Raw genomic sequence first — 23330 nt, 5'->3', positions numbered from 1 at the left:
GTCGTGCGCGGCCGGGTGGCTCAGTGGTTCAGCGGACGAAGACCCCCGCCTGGCTCGCCAGGTCGAGGAAGTACTGCGGTGCCACGCCCAGCACCAGCGTGACCGCCACGCCGATCCCGATGGCCGCCATGGTCAGCGGGGACGGCACGGCCACCGTCGGGCCCTCGGGCCGCGGCTCGCTGAAGAACATCAGGACGATCACGCGGATGTAGAAGAACGCGGCGACGGCCGAGGAGATCACGCCGATGACGACCAGCGGCACGGCGCCGCCCTCCGCGGCCGCCTTGAACACCGCGAACTTCCCGGCGAAGCCGGACGTCAGCGGGATGCCGGCGAAGGCCAGCAGGAACACCGCGAACACGGCCGCCACCAGCGGCGAACGGCGGCCCAGCCCGGCCCACTTGGACAGGTGCGTGGCCTCGCCGCCCGCGTCCCGCACCAGGGTGACCACGGCGAACGCGCCGATCGTCACGAACGAGTACGCGGCCAGGTAGAACAGCACCGAGGAGACGCCGGACGGCGTGGTGGCGATGACACCGGCGAGGATAAAGCCGGCGTGCGCGATCGACGAGTAGGCCAGCAGGCGCTTGATGTCGGTCTGGGTGATCGCGACGATCGCGCCGCCCAGCATGGTGACGATCGCGACCGCCCACATCACCGGCCGCCAGTCCCAGCGCATGCCGGGCAGGACCACGTACAGCACCCGCAGCAGCGCGCCAAACGCGGCCACCTTGGTCGCCGCCGCCATGAACCCGGTGACCGGGGTGGGCGCGCCCTGGTAGACGTCCGGCGTCCACATGTGGAACGGCACCGCGGCCACCTTGAACAACAGGCCCATGACGAGCATCGCGGCGCCGATGAGCAGCAGCGCGTCGTTGCCCATGGTGTTGGCCAGCGCCGGGTCGATGTCGGTGACCGTGCCGTCGACGACCTGTGCGATCGTGCCGTACGACACCGAGCCGGCGTAGCCGTACAGCAGGGCGATGCCGAACAGGGTGAAGGCGGAGGCGAACGCGCCGAGCAGGAAGTACTTGACCGCCGCCTCCTGCGACATCAGCCGCTTGCGGCGGGCCAGCGCGCACAGCAGGTACAGCGGGAGGGAGAACACCTCCAGGGCGACGAACAGCGTCAGCAGGTCGTTCGCGGAGGGGAAGACCAGCATGCCGCCGACCGCGAAGAGCAGCAGCGGGAACACCTCGGTGGTGGTGAACCCGGCGCGCACGGCGGCCTTCTCGCTGTCGCTGCCCGGCACGGACGCGGCCTGCGCGGCGAAGGAGTCCACGCGGTTGCCGTGCGCCGCCGGGTCCAGGCGCCGCTCGGCGAAGGTGAACAGGGCGGCCAGCGCGCCCAGCAGGATGGTGCCCTGCAGGAAGAGGGCGGGCCCGTCGACGGCGATCGCGCCCATGGCCGCGATGCGCGCCCGGGTGGTGCCGTAGCCGTCGGCGGCGAGCGCGACGACCGCGGCGAAGGCGGCGGCGAGCGCCACGAACGACACGAACACCTGGGTGTAGTAGCGGAACCTGCGCGGGACGAACGCCTCGATCAGCACCCCGACGAGGGCGGCGCCGATGACGATGAGGGTCGGCGAGAGCTGTCCGTACTCGATCTTCGGCGCGTCGATCTTCGAGATCGGATCGGCCGCGGTTGTCCACAGGCTGTGGACGGCTGTTGCGCTCACTTGGCCGCCTCCACCTCGGGCCGGGGGTCCTTCTTGTGTACGTCGGACAGGGTCTGCTGCACCGCCGGGTTGACGATGTCCGCCACCGGCTTGGGGTAGACGCCCAGGAAGACCAGCAGCACGATCAGCGGGGCGACGACCGCCACCTCCCGCACCCTGAGGTCGGGCATCGCGGCGACCTCCGGCTTCACCGGGCCCGTCATCGTCCTCTGGTAGAGGACGAGGGTGTACAGCGCGGCGAGCACGATGCCGAAGGTGGCGACGACGCCGATCGCCGGGTGGCGCGTGAACGTGCCGACCAGGACGAGGAACTCGCTGACGAACGGCGCCAGTCCCGGCAGCGACAGGGTCGCCAGGCCGCCGATCAGGAAGGTGCCGGCGAGCACCGGGGCGACCTTCTGCACGCCGCCGTAGTCGGCGATGAGCCGCGAGCCGCGCCGGGAGATCAGGAAGCCGGCCACCAGCATCAGCGCGGCGGTGGAGATGCCGTGGTTGACCATGTACAGCGTCGCGCCGGACTGGCCCTGGCTGGTCATCGCGAAGATGCCCATGATGATGAAGCCGAAGTGGGAGATCGACGCGTACGCCACCAGCCGTTTGATGTCGCGCTGGCCGACCGCGAGCAGCGCCCCGTACAGGATGCTGATCAGGGCCAGGACCAGGATGACGGGCGTGGCCCACTTGCTGGCCCCGGGGAAGAGCTGGAGGCAGAAGCGGAGCATCGCGAAGGTGCCCACCTTGTCGACGACCGCCGTGATGAGCACGGCGACCGGCGCGGTGGCCTCCCCCATGGCGTTGGGCAGCCAGGTGTGCAGCGGCCACAGCGGCGCCTTCACCGCGAAGGCGAAGAAGAAGCCGAGGAACAGCCAGCGTTCGGTGCCGGTGGCCATGTGCAGCGAGCCGTCGGCCCGGGCCTGCGCGATCTCCTGCAGGGAGAAGTTCCCGGCCACCACGTACAGGCCGATCACCGCGGCCAGCATGATCAGGCCGCCGACCAGGTTGTAGAGCAGGAACTTCACCGCCGCGTACGACCGCTGCGTGGACGCCGTCTCCTCGCCGTGCGCGTGGGCGCGGTCCCCGAAGCCGCCGATGAGGAAGTACATCGGGATCAGCATGGCTTCGAAGAAGATGTAGAAGAGGAAGACGTCGGTGGCCTCGAAGGAGAGGATCACCATCGCCTCGACGGCCAGGATCAGGGCGAAGAAGCCCTGCGTGGGCCGCCAGCGGCGGTTGCCGGTCTCCAGGGGATCGGCGTCGTGCCAGCCGGCGAGGACGATGAACGGGATCAGGACGGCGGTCAGCGCGATCAGCGCCACGGCGATGCCGTCCACGCCGAGTTCGTAGCGGACCCCGAAGTCCTTGATCCAGGCGTGGGACTCGGTGAGCTGGTAGCGAGCGCCGCCCGGGTCGAAGCGGATCGCGACCGTGACGGCCAGGGCCAGCGTGGCGAGGGAGAACAGCAGCGCCAGCCACTTGGCGGCGGTGCGCCGCGCGGCCGGTACGGCGGCCGTGGCGATCGCCCCGACGGCCGGGAGCGCCGCCGTCGCTGTCAGCAGGGGAAAGGACATCGGTATCAGACCGCCCTCATCAGCAGGGTCGCGGCGACCAGGACCGCCGCACCGCCGAACATCGAGACCGCGTACGACCGCGCGAAGCCGTTCTGCAGCCGGCGCAGCCGTCCGGACAGGCCGCCGACCGAGGCCGCCGTGCCGTTGACGACGCCGTCGACCAGGCTGTGGTCGAGGTAGACCAGGGTGCGCGTGAGGTGCTCGCCGCCGCGGACCAGGACGACGTGGTTGAAGTCGTCCTGCAGCAGGTCGCGCCGGGCGGCGCGGGTGAGCAGCGATCCGCGCGGGGCGACGGCCGGGACCGGGCGGCGGCCGTACTGCGCCCAGGCGAGACCGGCGCCGAGGACCAGGCACACCAGGGTGGCCGCGGTGACCGTCCAGGCGCTGACCGGCGGGTGGCCCTCCTGGTGCCCGGTGACCGGCTCCAGCCAGTGCAGGAAGCGGTCGCCGAGGCTGAAGAACGCGCCGCCGAACACCGACCCGACGGCCAGCACGATCATGGGGATCGTCATGACCTTGGGCGACTCGTGCGGGTGCGGCTCGGCGTGCTCGCCGCGCTCCTCGGCGGCCGGTTCCACGCTGGGCTCGGCCGGGGAGGGGGTGGGCCGGTTGCGCCAGCGCTCCTCGCCGAAGAACGTCATCAGCATCACGCGGGTCATGTAGAACGCGGTGATGGCCGCGCCCAACAGGGCCGCGCCGCCGAGGATCCAGCCCTCGGTGCCGCCCTTGGCGAACGCCGCCTCGATGATCTTGTCCTTGGAGAAGAAGCCGGACAGGCCCGGGAAGCCGATGATGGCGAGGTAGCCGAGGCCGAAGGTGACGAAGGTGACCGGCATGTACTTCCGCAGGCCGCCGTACTTGCGCATGTCGACCTCGTCGTTCATGGCGTGCATGACCGAGCCGGCGCCCAGGAACAGCCCGGCCTTGAAGAAGCCGTGCGTGACCAGGTGCATGATCGCGAAGACGTAGCCGACGGGGCCGAGGCCCGCGGCGAGCACCATGTAGCCGATCTGCGACATGGTCGAGCCGGCCAGCGCCTTCTTGATGTCGTCCTTGGCGCAACCGACGATCGCACCGAACAGGAGCGTGACCGCGCCGACGACGGTGACCGCGAGCTGTGCGTCCGGCGCGGCGTTGAAGAGGGCGCCGGAGCGGACGATCAGGTACACGCCGGCGGTCACCATGGTGGCCGCGTGGATGAGGGCGGAGACCGGGGTCGGGCCCTCCATGGCGTCCCCGAGCCAGGACTGCAGCGGCACCTGGGCGGACTTGCCGCACGCGGCGAGCAGCAGCATCAGGCCGATCGCGGTGAGTCTGCCCTCGCTCGTGTCGCCGACGTGGCCGAGGACCGGGCCGAAGGCGAAGGTGCCGAACGTCGTGAACATCAGCATGATCGCAATGGACAGGCCCATGTCGCCGACGCGGTTGACCAGGAACGCCTTTTTCGCGGCCGTCGCCGCGCTCGGCTTGTGCTGCCAGAAGCCGATCAGCAGGTAGGAGGCGAGGCCGACGCCCTCCCAGCCGACGTACAGCAGCAGGTAGTTGTCGGCGAGGACGAGCAGCAGCATCGCCGCGAGGAACAGGTTCAGGTAGCCGAAGAAGCGGCGGCGCCGTTCGTCGTGCTCCATGTACCCGACGGAGTAGAGGTGGATCAGCGAGCCGACGCCGGTGATCAGCAGGACGAAGGTCATGGACAGCTGGTCGAGGCGGAAGGTGACGTCCGCCTGGAAGCCGGCCACCGGGATCCAGCTGAACAGGTGCTGGGTCAGGGTCCGGTCCTCGGTGCCCCTGCCGAGCAGGCCGGCGAAGAGGACCAGGCCGACCACGAAGGAGGCGGCCGCGAGGAGGGTGCCGATCCAGTGGCCCACGGCGTCCAGGCGCCGGCCGCCGACGAGGAGGACGGCCGCTCCGAGCAGGGGCGCCGCGATCAGCAGCGCGATGAGGTTCTCCACGATTCTTCCGACCCCTTACAGCTTCATCAGGCTGGCGTCGTCGACCGAGGCCGAGTGGCGGGTGCGGAACAGCGACACGATGATCGCGAGCCCGACCACCACCTCCGCGGCGGCGACGACCATCGTGAAGAAGGCGATGATCTGGCCGTCGAGGTTGCCGTGCATCCGGGAGAAGGCGACGAACGCGAGGTTGCAGGCGTTCAGCATCAGCTCGATGCACATGAAGACCACGATGGCGTTGCGCCGGACCAGTACGCCGGTGGCGCCGATCGTGAACAGCAAGGCGGCGAGATACAGGTAGTTGACCGGGTTCACTTCGACGCCTCCTCGGCCCGCTTGAAGTCGGCCCGTTTGAAGCCGGCCCGCTTGAAGTGCGGCGGTTCGATCGCCTTGCGCTCCAGCCGCTCCACCGCCCGCTGCTCCAGCGCGCGCAGGTCGTTGAGGGCCTCGCGGGAGACGTCCCGGATCTGGCCCCGCCGGCGCAGCGTCTTGCTGACCGACAGCTCGGACGGGGTGCCGTCGGGCAGCAGGGCGGCGATGTCGACGGCGTTGTGCCGCGCGTACACGCCGGGCGCCGGCAGCGGCGGGATGTACGTCCCCTCCCGGATGCGCTGCTCGGCGAGCTCGCGCTGGGTGCGGGCGCGTTCGGTGCGCTCGCGGTGGGTGAGCACCATGGCGCCGACGGCCGCCGTGATCAGCAGCGCGCCGGTGACCTCGAAGGCGAAGACGTACCGGGTGAAGAGGAGGGACGCCAGGCCCTCCACGTTCCCGCCCGCATTGGCCTGGGCGAGGCCGTCGAACTCCTTGAGGGAGGCGTTGCCGATGCCCCCCAGCAGCAGGACGCCGAAGCCGAGCCCGCACAGCAGGGCCAGCCAACGCTGGCCCTTGATGGTCTCCTTCAGGGAGTCCGCCGCGGTGACGCCGACGAGCATCACCACGAACAGGAACAGCATCATGATCGCGCCGGTGTAGACGACGATCTGCACGATGCCGAGGAAGTAGGCGCCGTTGGCGAGGTAGAACACCGCCAGGACGATCATGGTGCCGGCCAGGCACAGCGCGCTGTGCACGGCCCTTTTGAGGAAGACGGTGCCCAGGGCGCCGAGCACAGCGACCGTGGCGAGGATCCAGAACTGGACGGCCTCTCCGGTGGAGGTGGAGTAGGCGGCGAGGTGCTGTGCGGTCATCGGCCGATCACCTTCTTGGACGCCGGCTCCTGCTCGCCGAAGGTGGAGGCGGCCTCCTGCACGCCCTCGCCCCGGGAACGGGCCGGCTGCCGGACCGTGCCGGGGGCGGCCTCGGTGACCAGGCCCCGGTAGTAGTCCTCCTCGGTCGTCCCCGGGTACATGACGTGCGGCGGCTCCACCATGCCCTCCTCCAGGCCGGCCAGGAGCTGTTCCTTGGTGTAGATGAGGTTGGCGCGGCTGGAGTCGGCCAGCTCGTACTCGTTGGTCATCGTCAGCGCGCGCGTGGGGCACGCCTCGATGCACAGGCCGCACAGGATGCAGCGGGCGTAGTTGATCTGGTAGACGCGGCCGTAGCGCTCGCCCGGCGAGTAGCGTTCCTCGTCGGTGTTGTCCGCGCCCTCGACGTAGATCGCGTCGGCGGGGCAGGCCCAGGCGCACAGTTCGCAGCCGACGCACTTCTCCAGGCCGTCCGGATGGCGGTTGAGCTGGTGCCGTCCGTGGAAGCGCGGCGCCGTGGGCTTCTTCTGCTCCGGGTACTGCTCCGTGAGCCGCTTCTTGAACATGGCCTTGAAGGTCACGCCGAAGCCGGCCACCGGGTTCAGGAAGCCGGGCTTCGTCTGCCCGGCCTCCTTGGGCTCCTCAGCCATCGGACGCCTCCTTTCCCTCCAGAGATCCGTCACTGGCGCCGGGGGTTCGGGGGTGTTCCCCGGAATCGGCACCGCCCGGTCCGCCACTGGCAATGAGCTCCCGTTCCCGCCGCGGGCGGCGCCGCGGCACCGGGGGAAGCTGCTGTCCCGGCAGCGGCGGTACGGGGAAGCCGCCAGCCATCGGGTCGAACGCGGCCGGCGCCTCGGCCGATGCCGCGGCCGGCGCCTCGGCCCGCCTGGCCTTCTCGCGGAACATGTCGGCGATGAAGGACAGCAGCAGGACGGCGAGGACGCCGCCGCCGACGTAGAGGAGGATGTCGCCGAAGTCGTAGTTCTCGTTGCGCAGGGCCCTGACGGTGGCCACGAGCATCAGCCACGTCACCGACACCGGGATGAGGACCTTCCAGCCGAGCTTCATGAGCTGGTCGTAGCGCACCCGCGGGAGCGTGCCGCGCAGCCAGATGAAGAAGAACAGCAGCAGCTGGACCTTGACGACGAACCACAGCAGCGGCCACCAGCCGTGGTTGGCGCCCTCCCAGAAGGCGCTGACCGGCCAGGGGGCGCGCCAGCCGCCCAGGAAGAGGGTGGTCGCCACCGCCGAGACGGTCACCATGTTGACGTACTCGGCGAGCATGAACATCGCGAACTTGATGGACGAGTACTCGGTGTTGAAGCCGCCCACCAGGTCGCCCTCGGACTCCGGCATGTCGAAGGGGGCGCGGTTGGTCTCGCCGACCATCGTGACGATGTAGAGGATGAAGGAGACCGGCAGCAGAAGGATGTACCAGCGGTCGTGCTGCTGCTCGACGATCGTCGACGTCGACATCGACCCGGAGTAGAGGAACACCGAGGCGAACGCGGCGCCCATGGCGATCTCGTACGAGATCATCTGCGCGCAGGAGCGCAGGCCGCCCAGGAGCGGGTACGTCGACCCCGAGCTCCAGCCGGCCAGGACGATGCCGTAGATGCCGACCGAGGCCACCGCGAGGATGTACAGCATCGCGATGGGCAGGTCGGTGAGCTGCAGGGCGGTGCGGTGGCCGAAGACCGAGACCTCGTTCCCGGCCGGGCCGAAGGGGATCACCGCGATCGCCATGAAGGCGGGGACGGCGGAGACGATCGGCGCGAGGACGTAGACCACCTTGTCCGCGCGGCGGACGACGATGTCCTCCTTCAGCATCAGCTTCACGCCGTCGGCGAGGGACTGCAGCATGCCCCAGGGGCCGTGCCGGTTGGGGCCGATGCGCAGCTGCATCCAGGCGACGACCTTGCGCTCCCAGACGATGGAGAACAGCACGGTCACCATCAGGAAGGCGAAGCAGAACACCGCCTTGAGGACGACCAGCCACCAGGGGTCGTGGCCGAACACCGACAGGTTCTCGGCGGCGAGGGACGGGCTCATGCCTCCACCTCCTCGGGGGCGCCGGCGGTGGCGGCCGCCGGGCCGATGCGGACGAGGGAACCGGGCAGGGCGCCCGTGTCGGAGGCGACGCCCCCGCCCACGGAGTTCAGCGGCAGCCACACCACCCGGTCGGGCATCTCGGTGATCTGGAGCGGGAGTTCGACCGTGCCCCGGGGTCCGGTGACGGCGAGGAGGCCGCCGTCGCCGACGCCGGCCTCGGCGGCCGTGGCGGCCGACAGGCGCACGCGGGCCGCGTGCCGGGTGGCGGCGAGCGCCTCGTCGCCCTCCTGCAGCACGCCCTGGTCGAGCAGCAGCCGGTGCCCGGCGAGCACGGCCTCCCCGGCGGCGGGCCGGGGCGTCGCGCCCGCGTCCTGCCGCGGCCGGCCGGCCCGGGGGCCGTCCCAGGTGCCGAGCCGGTCGATCTCCGCGTGCACGGTGCGCAGGTCCGGCAGGCCCAGGTGGACGTCCATGGCGTCGGCGAGCAGGTGCAGCACGCGCGCGTCGGTGGGCATCACCGGGCGGGTCATCTGGTCCGGTTTGAGCGCGGCCTCGAAGAACCGCACCCGGCCCTCCCAGTTGAGGAAGGCGCCGGCCTTCTCGGCGACGGCCGCCACCGGCAGGACGACGTCGGCGTGCTCGGTGACCTCGCTGGGCCGCAGCTCCAGCGAGACGACGAAGCCGGCCGCGGCGAGCGCCTCGCGCGCGCGGGCCGGGTCCGGCAGGTCGGCGATCTCGACCCCGGCCACGAGCAGGGCGCGCAGGTCGCCGCCCGCGGCGGCCTCAAGGATCTGGCCGGTGTCCCGTCCGTAGCGGTGCGGCAGGTCGGCGACGCCCCACAGGGCGGCGACCTCCTCCCGCGCGCGGGGGTCGGTGGCCGGGCGGCCGCCCGGCAGCAGCGAGGGCAGCGCGCCGGCCTCGACCGCGCCGCGCTCACCGGCCCGGCGGGGGATCCACACCAGGTGCGCCCCGGTGGCGGACGCGGCCCGCACGGCGGCGGTGAACCCGCCGGCGACACCGGCCAGCCGCTCCCCGACGACGATCACGGCGCCCTCGGTGCGCAGCGCCTCGGCGGCCGCCGTGCCGTCGCCCTCCAGGCCGACGCCGCCCGCGAGGGCGTCGAGCCACTCGGGCTCGGTGCCGGGCGCGGCCGGCAGCAGCGTGCCGCCCGCCTTCTCCAGACCCCGGGTGGCGTGCGTGGCCAGGGCGAACACCCGCTGTCCGCGCTTGCGCCAGGCCTTGCGCAGCCGCAGGAAGACGCCGGGCGCCTCCTCCTCGGACTCGAAGCCGACGAGCAGGACGGCGGGCGCCTGCTCCAGCAGAGTGTACGTCACGCCCGTACCGTCGAGGTCACGGCCGCGGCCGGCGACGTGCGAGGCGAGGAAGTCGGCCTCCTCGCCGCTGTGCACGCGCGCGCGGAAATCGATGTCGTTGGTGCCCAGCGCCACACGCGCGAACTTGCTGTAGGCGTAGGCGTCCTCGATGGTGAGACGGCCGCCGGTGAGGACGCCGGCCCGGCCGCGGGCGGCGAGCAGGCCCTCGGCGGCGGCCTGCAGCGCGTCCGGCCAGGACACCGGCTCCAGCACGCCGTCGGCGTTGCGCACCAGCGGCTTGTCGAGGCGGTCCTTGAGCTGCGCGTAGCGGAACGCGAAGCGTCCCTTGTCGCAGATCCACTCCTCGTTGACCTCGGGGTCGTAGCCGGCCAGGCGCCGCATGACCTTGCCGCGCCGGTGGTCGGTGCGGGTGGCGCAGCCGCCGGCGCAGTGCTCGCACACCGACGGGGAGGAGACCAGGTCGAAGGGGCGGGAGCGGAAGCGGTAGGCGGCCGAGGTGAGGGCGCCGACCGGGCAGATCTGGATGGTGTTGCCGGAGAAGTACGACTCGAACGGGTCGCCTTCTCCGGTGCCGACCTGCTGCAGCGCCCCGCGCTCGACCAGCTCGATCATCGGGTCGCCGGCGATCTGGTTCGAGAAGCGGGTGCAGCGCGCGCACAGCACGCACCGCTCGCGGTCGAGCAGCACCTGCGCGGAGATCGGCACCGGCTTCTCGTAGGTGCGCTTCCTGCCCTCGAAGCGGGACTCGGCGTTGCCGTGCGACAGCGCCTGGTTCTGCAGCGGGCACTCGCCGCCCTTGTCGCACACCGGGCAGTCCAGCGGGTGGTTGATGAGCAGCAGCTCCATCACACCCTTCTGGGCCTTCTCCGCGACCGGCGAGGTGAGGTGGGTCTTGACGACCATCCCGTCGGTGCAGGTGATGGTGCACGAGGCCATGGGCTTGCGCTGGCCCTCGACCTCGACGATGCACTGGCGGCAGGCGCCGGCCGGGTCGAGCAGAGGGTGGTCGCAGAACCGGGGGATCTCGATGCCGAGCTGCTCGGCGGCGCGGATGACGAGGGTGCCCTTGGGCACGCTGGTCTCGATGCCGTCGATCGTCAGCGTGACGAGATCCTCCGGCGGGACCGCCGCCTCTCCCCCGCCCGAGGGAGCGTTGGTGGTCACGGTCATGCGTTCACCTCCGGTCGGTCGGCCCAGGCCGTGGACTTGGCCGGGTCGAAGGGGCAGCCCCGCCCCGTGATGTGCTGCTCGTACTCCTCGCGGAAGTACTTCAGGGAGGAGAAGATCGGCGAGGCCGCGCCGTCACCGAGGGCGCAGAACGACTTGCCGTTGATGTTGTCGGCGATGTCGGCGAGCTTGTCGAGGTCGCTCATCGCGCCCTTGCCGGCCTCGATGTCGCGCAGCAGCTGCACCAGCCAGTACGTGCCCTCGCGGCAGGGCGTGCACTTGCCGCAGGACTCGTGGGCGTAGAACTCGGTCCACCGGGTGACGGCCCGCACCACGCAGGTCGTCTCGTCGAAGCACTGCAGGGCCTTGGTGCCGAGCATGGAGCCGGCGGCGCCCACCCCTTCGTAGTCGAGGGGGACGTCGAGGTGCTCGTCGGTGAACATGGGCGTCGAGGAGCCGCCCGGCGTCCAGAACTTCAGCCGGTGGCCCGGCCGCATCCCGCCGCTCATGTCGAGCAGTTGGCGCAGGGTGATGCCGAGCGGGGCCTCGTACTGGCCGGGGTTGGCGACGTGGCCGGAGAGCGAGTAGAGCGTGAAGCCCGGGGACTTCTCGCTGCCCATCGACCGGAACCATTCCTTGCCGTTCTTCAGGATGGCGGGAACCGACGCGATGGACTCGACGTTGTTCACGACAGTCGGGCACGCGTAGAGGCCCGCCACGGCGGGGAAGGGGGGACGCAGTCGCGGTTGGCCACGGCGGCCTTCGAGCGAGTCGAGCAGTGCGGTCTCCTCGCCGCAGATGTACGCGCCGGCGCCGGCGTGCACGGTGACGGTGACGTCCAGGCCGCTGCCGAGGATGTTCTCGCCGAGGTAGCCGGCCGCGTGTGCCTCGGCCACGGCCGACTGCAACCGCCGCAGGACGGGGACGACTTCACCGCGCAGGTAGATGAAGGCGTGCGAGGACCTGATCGCGTAGCAGGCGATCACGATGCCCTCGATGAGGCTGTGCGGGTTGGCGAAGAGGAGCGGGATGTCCTTGCACGTCCCGGGCTCCGACTCGTCGGCGTTGACCACCAGGTAGTGCGGTTTTCCGTCCCCCTGGGGAATGAACTGCCACTTCATTCCGGTGGGGAATCCCGCGCCGCCGCGCCCGCGCAGACCGGAGTCCTTGACGTAGGCGATCACCTCGTCCGGCGACATGGCGAGCGCCTTGCGCAGTCCCTCGTACCCCTCGTGCCGTTCGTAGACGTCCAGGGTCCAGGACCGGTCCTGGTCCCAGAAGGCCGACAGCACGGGTGCGAGCAGCTTCTCGGGGCTGGTCTCGTTCAGCTCGGTCGTCACGGTCATCACTCCCCCTCCTCTGCGACAGGCCCGGCCGGGTGGGCGGGGTCGGAGGCCGATGTGTCCTGGGGCGCGTCGTGCGAGCTCAGGTGCTCCGTCGGCGACGGCTGGTGCACGGGGCCGTCGTGGGGTTCGCCGTGCGGACCGCCCTCCCGCGGGTGGACCACGCGCGCGGGCGCGGCCTCTCCCTTCGCCAGGCGCAGGCCCACCAGCGACGCGGGTCCCGCGCTGCCGCCCGCCTCGACGGCCCCGGGCCGCTCGTCGGGGAAGCCGGCCAGGATCCGCGCGGTCTCGCGGAAGGTGCACAGCGGCGCCCCGCGCGTGGGTGTGACCGGGCGTCCCGCGCGCAGGTCGTCGACGAGGCGCTTGGCGTCGGCGGGGGTCTGGTTGTCGAAGAACTCCCAGTTGACCATCACGACCGGCGCGTAGTCGCAGGCCGCGTTGCACTCGATGTGCTCCAGGGTGACCTTGCCGTCGTCGGTGGTCTCGCCGTTGCCGACGCCGAGGTGCTCCTGGAGCGCCTCGAAGATGGCGTCGCCGCCCATCACCGCGCACAGGGTGTTGGTGCACACGCCCACCTGGTAGTCGCCGCCGGGCCGGCGCCGGTACATGGTGTAGAAGGTGGCGACCGCGGTCACCTCGGCCGTGGTCAGGCCGAGCATCTCGGCGCAGAACCGCATGCCGGTGCGGGAGACGTAGCCCTCCTCCGACTGCACCAGGTGCAGCAGCGGCAGCAGGGCGGAGCGGGAGTCGGGGTAGCGGGCGATGATCTCGCGCGCGTCCCGTTCCAGGCGGCGGCGGACGTCGGCCGGGTAGTCGGGAGCGGGCGGTTGGGGCATGCCCAGGCTGACACCCCGCTCCGAGGAACTGGTGGTCACCGGTCGACGCCTCCCATCACGGGGTCGATGGACGCGACGGCGACGATGACGTCGGCGACCTGGCCGCCCTCGCACATCGCCGCCATGGCCTGCAGGTTGGTGAAGGACGGGTCGCGGAAGTGGACCCGGTAGGGGCGGGTGCCGCCGTCGGAGACGACATGCGCGCCGAGTTCGCCCTTGGGGGACTCGACTGCCACGTAGGCCTGTCCCGGTGGGACCCGGAAGCCCTCGGTGACCAGCTTGAAGTGGTGGATCAGGGCCTCCATGGAGGTGCCCATGATCTTCTTGATGTGGTCGAGGGAGTTGCCCAGGCCGTCCGGTCCCAGGGCGAGCTGGGCGGGCCAGGCGATCTTCTTGTCGGCGACCATGACCGGGCCGGGCTTCAGCCGGTCCAGGCACTGCTCGACGATCCGCAGCGACTGGTGCATCTCCTCCAGCCGGATGAGGAAGCGGCCGTAGGCGTCGCAGGTGTCGGCGGTCGGGATGTCGAAGTCGTACGTCTCGTAGCCGCAGTAGGGCTGGGCCTTGCGCAGGTCGTGCGGCAGGCCGGTGGAGCGCAGGATCGGGCCGGTGGCGCCGAGGGCCATGCAGCCGGCCAGGTCGAGGTAGCCGACGTTTTGCATGCGGCCCTTGAAGATGGGGTTCCCGGTGGCGAGCTTGTCGTACTCCGGGAGGTTCTTCTTCATCTTCTTGACGAACTCGCGGATCTGGTCGACCGCGCCGGGCGGCAGGTCCTGGGCGAGTCCGCCGGGGCGGATGTAGGCGTGGTTCATCCGCAGGCCCGTGATGAGCTCGTAGAGGTCGAGGATCATCTCCCGGTCGCGGAACCCGTAGATCATGATCGTGGTGGCGCCGAGTTCCATGCCGCCGGTGGCGATGCACACCAGGTGGGAGGAGAGCCGGTTCAGCTCCATCAGGAGCACCCGGATGATCTGGGCGCGCTCGGGCACCTGGTCCTCGATGCCGAGCAGTTTTTCGACGGCGAGGCAGTAGGCGGTCTCGTTGAAGAAGGACGTGAGGTAGTCCATGCGCGTCACGAAGGTGGTGCCCTGCGTCCACGTGCGGTATTCGAGGTTCTTCTCGATGCCGGTGTGCAGGTAGCCGATGCCGCAGCGGGCCTCGGTGACCGTCTCCCCCTCGATCTCCAGGATCAGGCGCAGCACGCCGTGTGTGGAGGGGTGCTGGGGGCCCATGTTGACGACGATGCGCTCGTCGTCGGCGCGGGCCGCGGACTGGACGACCTCGTCCCAGTCGCCCCCGGTGACCGTGTAGACGGTGCCCTCGGTGGTCTCGCGCGCGGACGCGGAAGAGGGGGTCTGCGTGCTCATGAGTACGACCTCCGCTGGTCGGGAGCCGGGATCTGGGCGCCCTTGTACTCGACGGGGATGCCGCCGAGGGGGTAGTCCTTGCGCTGCGGATGGCCCTGCCAGTCGTCCGGCATCATGATCCGCGTCAGCGCCGGGTGGCCGTCGAAGACGATGCCGAAGAAGTCGTACGTCTCGCGCTCGTGCCAGTCGTTGGTCGGGTAGACCGCGAAGAGCGACGGGATGTGCGGGTCGGCGTCGGGGCAGCTGACCTCCAGGCGGATCAGCCGGTTGTGGGTGATCGAGCGCAGGTGGTACACGGCGTGCAGCTCGCGGCCCTTGTCGTGCGGATAGTGGACGCCGCTGACGCCGGTGCACAGCTCGAAGCGCAGGGCGGGGTCGTCGCGCAGGGTGCGGGCGACCTGGACGAGGTGGTCGCGCGCGATGTGGAAGGTGATCTCGCCGCGGTCGACGACCGTCTTCTCGATCGCGTGGCCGGGCGGCAGGCCCTGCTCCTCCAGGGCGCCCTCGAGTTCGTCGGCGACCTCGTCGAACCAGCCGCCGTACGGCCTGCTCGCCGGTCCCGGGAGCCGGACCGAGCGGACCAGGCCGCCGTAGCCGGAGGTGTCGCCGCCGTTGTGGGCGCCGAACATGCCGCGCTGGACGCGGATCTCCTCGCCCGCGTCGCCGCGCCGGCCGGGGAGGTTGGCGGCGGAGAGGTCCTTTTCGGGGTTGACCCCGTTCGCGGGACCGCCCGCGCCGTGGGTGCCGTTCGCGTCGCTCACCGCAGCAGCCCCTTCATCTCGATCGTGGGCAGGGCCTTGAGCGCCGCCTCCTCCGCCTCGCGGGCGGCCTCCTCGGCGTGCACGCCGAGCTTGGAGTGCTGGATCTTGTCGTGGAGCTTGAGGATCGCGTCCATCAGCATCTCGGGGCGGGGCGGGCAGCCGGGCAGGTAGATGTCGACCGGGACGATGTGGTCGACGCCCTGGACGATCGCGTAGTTGTTGAACATGCCGCCCGAGGAGGCGCACACGCCCATCGAGATCACCCACTTGGGGTTGGGCATCTGGTCGTAGACCTGCCGCAGGACGGGCGCCATCTTCTGGCTGACCCGGCCGGCGACGATCATCAGGTCGGCCTGGCGCGGTGAGCCGCGGAAGACCTCCATGCCGAAGCGGGCCAGGTCGTAGCGGCCGGCGCCGGTGGTCATCATCTCGATGGCGCAGCAGGCGAGACCGAACGTGGCGGGGAAGACGGACGCCTTGCGCACCCAGCCCGCGGCCTGCTCGACGGTGGTCAGCAGGAAGCCGCTCGGCAGTTTTTCTTCGAGTCCCATGTCGTTAAAGGCCCCTCAGTCCCATTCCAGGCCGCCGCGCCGCCAGACGTACGCGTACGCGACGAAGACGGTGAGCACGAAGAGCAGCATCTCCACGAGCCCGAAAACACCCAGGGCGTCGAAGGTCACGGCCCACGGGTAGAGGAAGACGATCTCGATGTCGAAGACGATGAAGAGCATCGCCGTCAGGTAGTACTTGATGGGGAAGCGCCCGCCTCCGGCCGGCGTGGGGGTCGGCTCGATGCCGCACTCGTAGGCTTCGAGCTTGGCCCGGTTGTACCGCTTCGGGCCGATCAACGTGGCCATGACCACGGAGAAGATCGCAAAGCCTGCCCCGAGGGCTCCCAGTACGAGGATGGGCGCATACGCGTTCACCGCTCCTCGCTCCTCTCAGTCGGCACTGACTGCTGGCGGTTGCATCAGGACCCGCAGCCACCCCACCTGTCGCACGAACCCGCTCGTCCCACGGGAGATCGCGGACATGTGAAGCAGGTCACAAGCCCAACTGCCTCGCATCTTATGCCCGCGACTCTGTGATCTGCGACACGGGGTATTGCACAAGCTTTGTGATCTCTACCACCTGACGAAGGATCATGAAGTCGGATGAGCGGCGATCTTCACACGCGAAGCGTCCGAGTGATCACGAGAAGTGATGTTTCCGCTCGTCACGGCCGTTTCGAGGGCGCCGTCCGATACCAGGCGATCCCGATCGCAGGCAAATTGGCGGTGGACGCGATCACCTGATAGTGGGCTCCATTCACACCTCGAAGGGAAACCGGGGAGGGGTGTGGACGCGTGCACGCGTTCACGAGCGGCCGGAGAAGATCCACACGGTGACTTTTTCGTGACCTCCGCCACATGCGCAACAGGCGCGCGAGAAGCGGGCTTGGCCAATCAAGCCAACTCGTGGTAGGTGGCGGGCAATTCGGGCGTAATCACGAAAACCCATGATCACAGCCCTGGTGAGCGACGTCCGCAATGTCCGTTACGACGTCAATGTGGAGCCGCCCAAACAACTTTCGGGGCTTCGATTGAGCAACTGTGGCGCACCACACGTTCCTTGAAGATATGAAGGAGCCCCTGGTACCGGTTGTTCCCATGTCCCACACCGCTCACATACGCAGCCACCGGAAACCCCGCCGCAGCACCTCCAAGATCGCGATGCGGGCCGGTGTCGCCGGTGGTGTCCTCAGCACTCTGGCAGTGGCCGGCGCCTCGGCTTCCTCGGCCAACGCCGCGGAGCCGGTGACGCAGACCATCGAACTGCCCACCCTGACGGCCGACCTGGCCGCTCAGGTCGCCCAGTCCGCGCAGGCCACCCAGCTGGCCGCCGTGGACTACGAGCTGCAGGCGGAGCGTGATGCGGCTGCCGCCAAGGCCGCACAGCAGGCCAAGGCGGACCTGGCCGAGGCGAAGAAGAAGGCCGCCGAGGCCAGGAAGAAGGCGGCGGAGGACGCCCGCCGGGCCGCCGCGGAGCGTGCCTCGCGCAGCACCGAGCGCACCACCCTCGCCGCCGCGGCGACCGCCTCCGCCGACACCTCCACGAGCACCTCCACGGCGACGGGTTCGGCCGCCGCGGTGGTCTCCTTCGTCAAGGCGCAGGTCGGCAAGGCGTACGTCTCCGGCGCCACCGGCCCGTCCGCCTACGACTGCTCGGGCCTGGTGCAGACCGCCTTCAAGCAGGTGGGCATCAGCCTGCCGCGCGTCTCCCAGGACCAGTCGACCGCGGGCACCCAGGTCTCCCTGAGCAACCTGCAGCCCGGCGACATCCTCTACTGGGGCAGCGCGGGCAGCGCCTACCACGTGGCGGTGTACGTCGGCGACGGCATGTTCGTCGGCGCGCAGAACCCCTCCACGGGCGTCGTGGAGCGGCCGCTGTCCTACGACCCGCCGACCGGCGCGGTGCGCGTGCTCTGAGCACCCTCAGCGCACCTTCAGCGCACCTTCAGCGCACCCTCAGCCGTATGGAAGGGCCGCAGCCGCTCGGGGGCAGCGGCCCTTCAGGCGTTCGCGGCGGCGGCCTTTTCGGCGTTCGCGGCCCCGGCCGCCGGGGGTCGGGTACCCCCGGCGGCCGGGCACCCCCGGTCCTCACGCCTTCGGCGCCACCTTGCTCAGGCCGTTGATGATGCGGTCCATGGCGTCGCCGCCCGTGGGGTCGGTGAGGTTGGCCAGGAGCTTGAGGGTGAACTTCATCAGCAGGGGGTGGGTCAGGCCGCGCTGGGTGGCGATCTGCATGACCTTCGGGTTGCTGATGAGCTTCACGAAGGCGCGGCCGAGGGTGTAGTAGCCGCCGTAGGTGTCCTTCAGGACGCGCGGGTAGCGCTGCAGGGCGAGTTCGCGCTGGCTCCGCGTGGCGCGGGCGTGGGCCTGGACGATGACGTCGGCGGCGAGCTGGCCGGACTCCATGGCGTAGGCGATGCCCTCGCCGTTGAAGGGGTTCACCAGGCCGCCGGCGTCGCCGACCAGGAGCAGGCCGCGCGTGTAGTGGGGCTGGCGGTTGAACGCCATCGGCAGGGCGGCGCCGCGGATGGGGCCGGTCATGTTCTCCGGGGTGTAGCCCCAGTCCTCCGGCATGGAGGCGCACCAGGCCTTCAGCACCTCGCGCCAGTCCAGCTCCTTGAAGGACGCGGAGGTGTTGAGGACGCCGAGGCCGACGTTGGACGTGCCGTCGCCCATGCCGAAGATCCAGCCGTAGCCGGGCAGGAGGCGGTCCTGGGGGCCGCGGCGGTCCCAGAGTTCCAGCCAGGACTCCAGGTAGTCGTCGTCGTGCCGCGGCGAGGTGAAGTACGTGCGCACGGCGACGCCCATCGGGCGGTCCTCGCGGCGGTGCAGGCCCATGGCGAGGGACAGGCGGCTGGAGTTGCCGTCGGCGGCCACGACCAGCGGGGCGTGGAAGGTGACCGCGCGCTTGTCCTCGCCGAGCTTGGCGTGGACGCCGGTGATACGGCCGGTGCGGTCGTCGACGATCGGGGCGCCGACGTTGCAGCGCTCCAGCAGGCGGGCGCCGGCCTTCTGCGCCTGGCGGGCGAGCTGCTCGTCGAAGTCGTCGCGCTTGCGCACCAGGCCGTAGTCGGGGAAGGAGGCGAGGTCGGGCCAGTCCAGTTGGAGGCGGACGCCGCCGCCGATGATGCGCAGCCCCTTGTTGCGCAGCCAGCCGGCCTCCTCCGAGATGTCGATGCCCATGGCCACGAGCTGCTTGACGGCGCGCGGGGTGAGGCCGTCGCCGCACACCTTCTCGCGCGGGAACGCGGTCTTCTCCAGCAGCAGGACGTCGAGCCCGGCCCGGGCCAGGTGGTACGCGGTGGTGGAGCCGGCCGGCCCCGCGCCCACGACGATCACGTCGGCGGTGTTCTCGGAGAGGGGCTCGGTCACGACGGTCACGGCGGGATCTCCCCAAGTTCGAAATCTGTGTGCCGACCGGCACTGGACATGGGCAGTCTATTCAGCACCATTGATCGCCAACCGATCCCCCACCGATCATCCACCGACCACCCAGACGACCACCCAGACGACCACCCACCGACCACCCAGACGATCGCCCAGACGATCACCGGCTGAAGGGCTGCCTCCGTGAACCGAGTTCTCCCCGACGTGAGCCTGCGCGTTCCCACCCACGAGGACGCCGTCGCCTGGCACCGGGTCTTCGCCGACCCGGAGGTCATGGAGTTCCACGGCGGCCGGCCCGCGGAGCTGTCGGTCTACGAGGAGCTCACCGCCCGGCAGCGCCGGCACGACGCCGAGCTCGGCTTCTGCCTGTGGACGGTGCTGGACGCCTCGGGCGAGGTGCTCGGCTTCACCGGCGCCCAGCCGTGGGAGCGGGACTGGGGACCGCGGGGCGAGATCGAGATCGGCTGGCGGCTGGGCCGCGCGCACTGGGGCAGGGGGTACGTCACGGCGGCGGCGCGGCTGACGCTGGAGCGGCTGCGGGCGGCGGGCGTGCCGGGCGTGGTGGCGATGGTCGACGCCCGCAACGAGCGGTCCATCGCGGTGACCCGGCGGCTGGGCATGCACCTCGCCGAGACCTACACGACACCGGTGTCGCGACGCGAGGGGCACTGCTACCGGCTGCACCTCACCGAGGGTCGTCACGCTGCGTAATCGACTGTCACAGACAGACAGCTGATGCTTCCGGGCGGCACGGCACGGGAGTTACCCTTCCTGTACCGCTGGGGGTGACATCTGTGCGTATACCACCCGAAACACCCGAAGTCCGTGTGCCCCGCCTGGTGGGCCTGATGGGCATGGACGCCCGCCAGGAGGCCGAGGCGCGCGGTCTGTTCCTCAACGCGCCCGACCGGCCCGACCTCCACCGCCGGCCCCTCGTCGACTACGTCGTCCGGCAGTACCCGCAGCCCGGCGCCGAGGTGCCGCAGTCCTCCGTGGTCTACGTGTGGTTCGACTTCGGCGAGGGAGAGGGCGAGGGCGGCGCGGGCGTGCGCGAGCCGCGCCGGCCGATTCCGCCGCCGGGCGGGATGCGGCGCGAGCTCGGCGAACCGGACGACGCGGTGGGGGTGGCCGGCTGATCAAGGCACGGCCGGTATCGGCTGCGGGCGCCGCAGGCTCCGAGCGGCAACAGGACCTGGCCCGCAACAGGCCCCGGTCGGCACAGGCTGGGGCCGGCCGCGCCTCTGTCCCCCCTGCTCCTTCCTGCTCCTGCTCCGCAGGCGGGTTGTTCTTCCCTGCTCCGCAGGCGGGCTGTTCCTCCCTCTCCGAAGGCGGGCTCAGCCCTCCTTGAAGCCCCGGTGCAGCGCCACCACGCCGCCCGTCAGGTTCCGCCACGCCACCCGCGACCAGCCGGCCGCGCGCAGCCGCTCGGCGAGGGCGGGCTGGTCGGGCCAGGCGCGGATGGACTCGGCGAGGTAGACGTACGCGTCCGGGTTGGAGGACACCGCGCGGGCGACCGGCGGCAGGGCGCGCATCAGGTACTCGGTGTAGACGGTGCGGAAGGGCGCCCACGTCGGCTGGGAGAACTCGCAGATCACCACCCGCCCGCCGGGCCGGGTCACCCGGTGCATCTCGCGCAGGGCCGCGTCGGTGTCCTGCACGTTGCGCAGCCCGAAGGAGATGGTGACGGCGTCGAACACGCCGTCCCGGAACGGCAGCCGGGTGGCGTCGCCCGCGGTGAACGGCAGCCAGGCGTGCCGGCGCTTGCCGACCCGGAGCATGCCGAGGGAGAAGTCGCAGGGGACGACGTAGGCGCCGGTGCGGGTGAAGGGCAGCGAGGAGGTCGCCGTCCCCGCGGCGAGGTCCAGGACCTTTTGCGCGGGGCGCGCGTCGACCGCCCTGGCGACCTCCCGGCGCCACAGCCGGGTCTGGCCGAGCGACAGCACGTCGTTGGTGAGGTCGTACCGTTCCGCCACGCCGTCGAACATCGAGGCGACTTCGTGCGGCTGCTTGTCCAGGGATGCGCGGGTCACGGGCTCATTGTGGCAGCAGCGGCACGACGCCACGGCAGCGGTCCCCGTCGCGTTCGTCCCGGTTCGGCGCCCGCTGCGGCCGCTTGCCCGCGGTTGCCCTCGACTTTCCGGGCGTTGTTGTGCACCGACCGCGCGGTCCGTGCCTAGGGTGAGGCGAGAGATTTCCCCACCGGGCACGGATTCCGTTCCGACCCCCAGGCGGAAAGCGCGGGATCGGCAGGGGCGACAGAAGAGCGACAAGAGAGCGGGTGCGTGCGGATGAGGAGACCCCTGGCTGCGGTGGCCGGGCTGGCCTGCGGGTTCGCCCTGACCGTCAGCGGGTGCTCCGCGGGCTCCGGCGGCGGCTCCGGCGGCGGCTCCGACGCGGCGCCCGCGTCCTCGTCGTCCCGGGCCGTGGCGTCCGGCGGCACCTCCTACGCCCCCTACGTCAGCGCCACCGAGGCCGTCGGCACCGACACGGCGGGCTCCCCCACGACGTACAACCTCGCCTTCGTCATCGCCAAAGGCTCCGCCTGCACCCCCGCCTGGGACGGCACCCACGCCGTCGACGATCCGGCCGTCGCCTCGCGCATCGCGCGGTTGAAGAAGCCGGGCGGCTCGGTGCGCGTCTCCTTCGGCGGCGAGTCCGGCAAGGAGCTGGCCGCCACCTGCACCGGCGCCTCCGCGCTCGCCCGGGCCTACGGGGAGGCCCTGGACGCGGCCGGCACCGACCAGGCCGACTTCGACATCGAGGGCGACGAGCTGACCGACTCCGCCTCCGTCGCGCTGCGTTCGCGGGCGATCGCGCTGCTGCAGCGGCAACGGCCGCGGCTGAAGGTGACGTTCACGCTGCCGGTGATGCCGTCCGGTCTGGACTCCGACGGTCTGAGGCTGCTGGAGTCCGCCAACACCCACGACGTGCAGGTCTCCAGCGTCAACATCATGACGATGAACTACGGCGAGTCCTACACCGGCGACATGGGCGACTACGCCGAGACGTCCGCCAAGGCCGCGCACACCCAGGTGAAGAAGGTGTTCGCACTGTCGGACGCGGCCGCCTGGGAGGGCATGGCGCTCACCTCGATGATCGGCGTCAACGACGTCGACGGGGAGACCTTCTCACTGGCGGACGCGGCGCAGGTGCGGTCGTTCGCCGAGGACCGGCACATCGGGTGGGTGTCGATGTGGTCCACCTTCCGCGACCGGCCGTGTCGGCCCGGCACACCGGACCAAAGCGACGCGCTGACCAACTGCAGCGGCGTGAAGCAGAGTCCGGGGGCGTTCGCGAAGGCGTTCTCCGGCTGACGGCCGACGCGCGGCCGTGAGCGCGCTGGCCGTACACGTACGCGGACCGTGCACGTACGCAGGCCGTACATAAGCGGGTTGTACGTACGCGGGCCGTACGTATACGGGCCGGGTCCGTACGCGGGTCGTACGCGCGGCCCGCGTACGGGTGTTCAGCGGCGCCGGTGCACCAGTCGTCCCGCCACCACCGTCGCCACGCACGTTCCGGCTCCCCGTTCGGCCAGCTCCGCCTCGTCGCGGACGTCGAACACCGCGAAGCGGGCGGCGCAGCCGCGCTCCCGGGCGGGCGGGACCTCGGGCGGCAGGCCGGAGGCGAGGGGGTCGAGGGACGGGACACCGCCGGGGTGCCCCAGCCGGCCCACGATCTCCAGCCCGCTGCGGCGCACGGCGTCCTGTACCGCGCGGTTGCGCAGCCGTTCGCAGGCCACGGCGACCGTGCCGTGCGCCAGCATGCGCTGCACCCCGCGCCGGGCGCTCGCGCCCCAGCGGGCGTCGTCGAGCGCGAGCGCGGTGAGCGCGTCGCCGGTCAGCGGCTCGGTGCCCAGCTCGTCGGCCTCGCGCGGGTCCGGGTGGTACGTCTGCTCCAGCAGCTCGTCGCCGTGGAGGTTGACGAATCCGGGCGTGAGGATGCCGGGCCAGGTGCGCACGCGGGCGTGCGGATGCGCGGCGACCAGCTCCCGCAGGGGGCCGGCGTCCGCGATCCACTCCCCCTCGACGGCGACCGCGTGGTCCCGGGAGTCGGCGTGAATCGTCAGCACGGCAGGCCCGGTCGCTCAGTTGGTGGCGATGAGTTTCAGGTCGGGGTGGGCGGTGCCGGCCTCGAGGGCGGTGGAGGAGAT

General features: G+C 70.9%; 21 protein-coding genes. 4 read left to right on the top strand and 17 right to left on the bottom strand.

The features are described from left to right. Positions 1–28 precede the first annotated feature (28 nt). The 14 genes from nuoN to IE225_RS29800 are packed head-to-tail and all read right to left on the bottom strand — an operon-like array spanning position 29 to position 16165. Positions 29–1678 (bottom strand): NADH-quinone oxidoreductase subunit NuoN, encoded by a 1650-nt coding sequence (gene nuoN, locus IE225_RS29865; protein WP_190060775.1) that lies wholly within the window; start codon positions 1676–1678, stop codon positions 29–31. Then, the gene (locus tag IE225_RS29860; RefSeq protein WP_190060774.1) at positions 1675–3246 is read right to left on the bottom strand and encodes an NADH-quinone oxidoreductase subunit M; all 1572 of its coding nucleotides are present in this window, start codon (positions 3244–3246) and stop codon (positions 1675–1677) included. Before IE225_RS29860 ends, nuoN begins: the two co-directional genes overlap by 4 nt. 5 nt (positions 3247–3251) lie before the next feature. Beyond that, a complete protein-coding gene (gene nuoL, locus IE225_RS29855) occupies positions 3252–5198 on the bottom strand; it encodes an NADH-quinone oxidoreductase subunit L (protein WP_190060773.1) in 1947 nt (648 codons plus the stop codon). A gap of 15 nt (positions 5199–5213) precedes the next feature. Next, positions 5214–5513 (bottom strand): NADH-quinone oxidoreductase subunit NuoK, encoded by a 300-nt coding sequence (gene nuoK, locus IE225_RS29850; RefSeq protein WP_190060772.1) that lies wholly within the window; start codon positions 5511–5513, stop codon positions 5214–5216. Continuing rightward, on the bottom strand, positions 5510–6385 hold the full coding sequence (locus IE225_RS29845; RefSeq protein ID WP_190060771.1) for an NADH-quinone oxidoreductase subunit J: 876 nt from the start codon (positions 6383–6385) through the stop codon (positions 5510–5512). Before IE225_RS29845 ends, nuoK begins: the two co-directional genes overlap by 4 nt. Next, on the bottom strand, positions 6382–7032 hold the full coding sequence (nuoI, locus tag IE225_RS29840; protein WP_190060770.1) for an NADH-quinone oxidoreductase subunit NuoI: 651 nt from the start codon (positions 7030–7032) through the stop codon (positions 6382–6384). Before nuoI ends, IE225_RS29845 begins: the two co-directional genes overlap by 4 nt. Then, positions 7025–8434, bottom strand: coding sequence for an NADH-quinone oxidoreductase subunit NuoH (nuoH, locus tag IE225_RS29835; protein ID WP_190060769.1), 1410 nt, complete (start codon positions 8432–8434; stop codon positions 7025–7027). The genes nuoI and nuoH overlap by 8 nt, the downstream gene beginning before the upstream one ends. Next, positions 8431–10935, bottom strand: a complete 2505-nt coding sequence (locus IE225_RS29830; protein ID WP_190060768.1) for an NADH-quinone oxidoreductase subunit G — start codon at positions 10933–10935, stop codon at positions 8431–8433. Before IE225_RS29830 ends, nuoH begins: the two co-directional genes overlap by 4 nt. After that, complete coding sequence (gene nuoF, locus IE225_RS29825) at positions 10932–12278, bottom strand: NADH-quinone oxidoreductase subunit NuoF (RefSeq protein WP_373303288.1); 1347 nt, start codon at positions 12276–12278, stop codon at positions 10932–10934. The genes IE225_RS29830 and nuoF overlap by 4 nt, the downstream gene beginning before the upstream one ends. Then, complete coding sequence (nuoE, locus tag IE225_RS29820) at positions 12278–13150, bottom strand: NADH-quinone oxidoreductase subunit NuoE (protein WP_190060766.1); 873 nt, start codon at positions 13148–13150, stop codon at positions 12278–12280. Before nuoE ends, nuoF begins: the two co-directional genes overlap by 1 nt. Further along, positions 13147–14478, bottom strand: a complete 1332-nt coding sequence (locus IE225_RS29815; protein ID WP_190060765.1) for an NADH-quinone oxidoreductase subunit D — start codon at positions 14476–14478, stop codon at positions 13147–13149. The genes nuoE and IE225_RS29815 overlap by 4 nt, the downstream gene beginning before the upstream one ends. Further along, positions 14475–15239 carry an NADH-quinone oxidoreductase subunit C gene (locus tag IE225_RS29810; RefSeq protein ID WP_190060764.1) on the bottom strand — a complete coding sequence of 255 codons (765 nt, stop codon included), beginning with the start codon at positions 15237–15239 and terminating at the stop codon, positions 14475–14477. Before IE225_RS29810 ends, IE225_RS29815 begins: the two co-directional genes overlap by 4 nt. After that, the gene (locus IE225_RS29805; RefSeq protein ID WP_190060763.1) at positions 15236–15790 is read right to left on the bottom strand and encodes a NuoB/complex I 20 kDa subunit family protein; all 555 of its coding nucleotides are present in this window, start codon (positions 15788–15790) and stop codon (positions 15236–15238) included. The genes IE225_RS29810 and IE225_RS29805 overlap by 4 nt, the downstream gene beginning before the upstream one ends. A gap of 15 nt (positions 15791–15805) precedes the next feature. Further along, positions 15806–16165: an NADH-quinone oxidoreductase subunit A gene (locus IE225_RS29800; protein ID WP_007383963.1), complete on the bottom strand. Its 360-nt coding sequence runs from the start codon at positions 16163–16165 to the stop codon at positions 15806–15808. A 723-nt stretch (positions 16166–16888) separates the two neighbouring features. Between IE225_RS29800 and IE225_RS29795 the strand changes: the two genes are divergently transcribed. Beyond that, positions 16889–17707: a C40 family peptidase gene (locus IE225_RS29795; RefSeq protein WP_190060762.1), complete on the top strand. Its 819-nt coding sequence runs from the start codon at positions 16889–16891 to the stop codon at positions 17705–17707. 171 nt (positions 17708–17878) lie between these two features. On the opposite strand, the gene IE225_RS29790 is transcribed toward IE225_RS29795, so the two are convergent. After that, positions 17879–19171, bottom strand: a complete 1293-nt coding sequence (locus IE225_RS29790) for a geranylgeranyl reductase family protein (RefSeq protein WP_373303287.1) — start codon at positions 19169–19171, stop codon at positions 17879–17881. A 189-nt stretch (positions 19172–19360) separates the two neighbouring features. On the opposite strand from IE225_RS29790, the gene IE225_RS29785 reads away from it, so the two are divergent. Then, a complete protein-coding gene (locus tag IE225_RS29785) occupies positions 19361–19888 on the top strand; it encodes a GNAT family N-acetyltransferase (protein ID WP_190060761.1) in 528 nt (175 codons plus the stop codon). A gap of 83 nt (positions 19889–19971) precedes the next feature. Further along, a complete protein-coding gene (locus IE225_RS29780) occupies positions 19972–20313 on the top strand; it encodes a PASTA domain-containing protein (protein ID WP_190060760.1) in 342 nt (113 codons plus the stop codon). A 198-nt stretch (positions 20314–20511) separates the two neighbouring features. Here IE225_RS29780 and IE225_RS29775 read toward each other — a convergent pair whose 3' ends face one another. Then, entirely contained in the window at positions 20512–21207 is a 696-nt protein-coding gene (locus IE225_RS29775; RefSeq protein ID WP_190060759.1) for a demethylmenaquinone methyltransferase, read from the bottom strand. A 258-nt stretch (positions 21208–21465) separates the two neighbouring features. Between IE225_RS29775 and IE225_RS29770 the strand changes: the two genes are divergently transcribed. Next, on the top strand, positions 21466–22491 hold the full coding sequence (locus IE225_RS29770) for a chitinase (protein WP_190060758.1): 1026 nt from the start codon (positions 21466–21468) through the stop codon (positions 22489–22491). 152 nt (positions 22492–22643) lie between these two features. Here the strand turns inward: IE225_RS29770 and IE225_RS29765 are convergent, their stop codons facing one another. Beyond that, a complete protein-coding gene (locus IE225_RS29765; RefSeq protein ID WP_190060757.1) occupies positions 22644–23249 on the bottom strand; it encodes an imidazolonepropionase-like domain-containing protein in 606 nt (201 codons plus the stop codon). Between the last annotated feature and the right edge of the window lie 81 nt (positions 23250–23330).

Origin of the sequence: Streptomyces echinoruber (genome assembly GCF_014651135.1) — a bacterium.
Classification (GTDB): domain Bacteria; phylum Actinomycetota; class Actinomycetes; order Streptomycetales; family Streptomycetaceae; genus Streptomyces; species Streptomyces echinoruber.
Note: the sequence above shows the minus strand (reverse complement) of the source record. Positions and strands in the feature narration are given on the sequence as shown.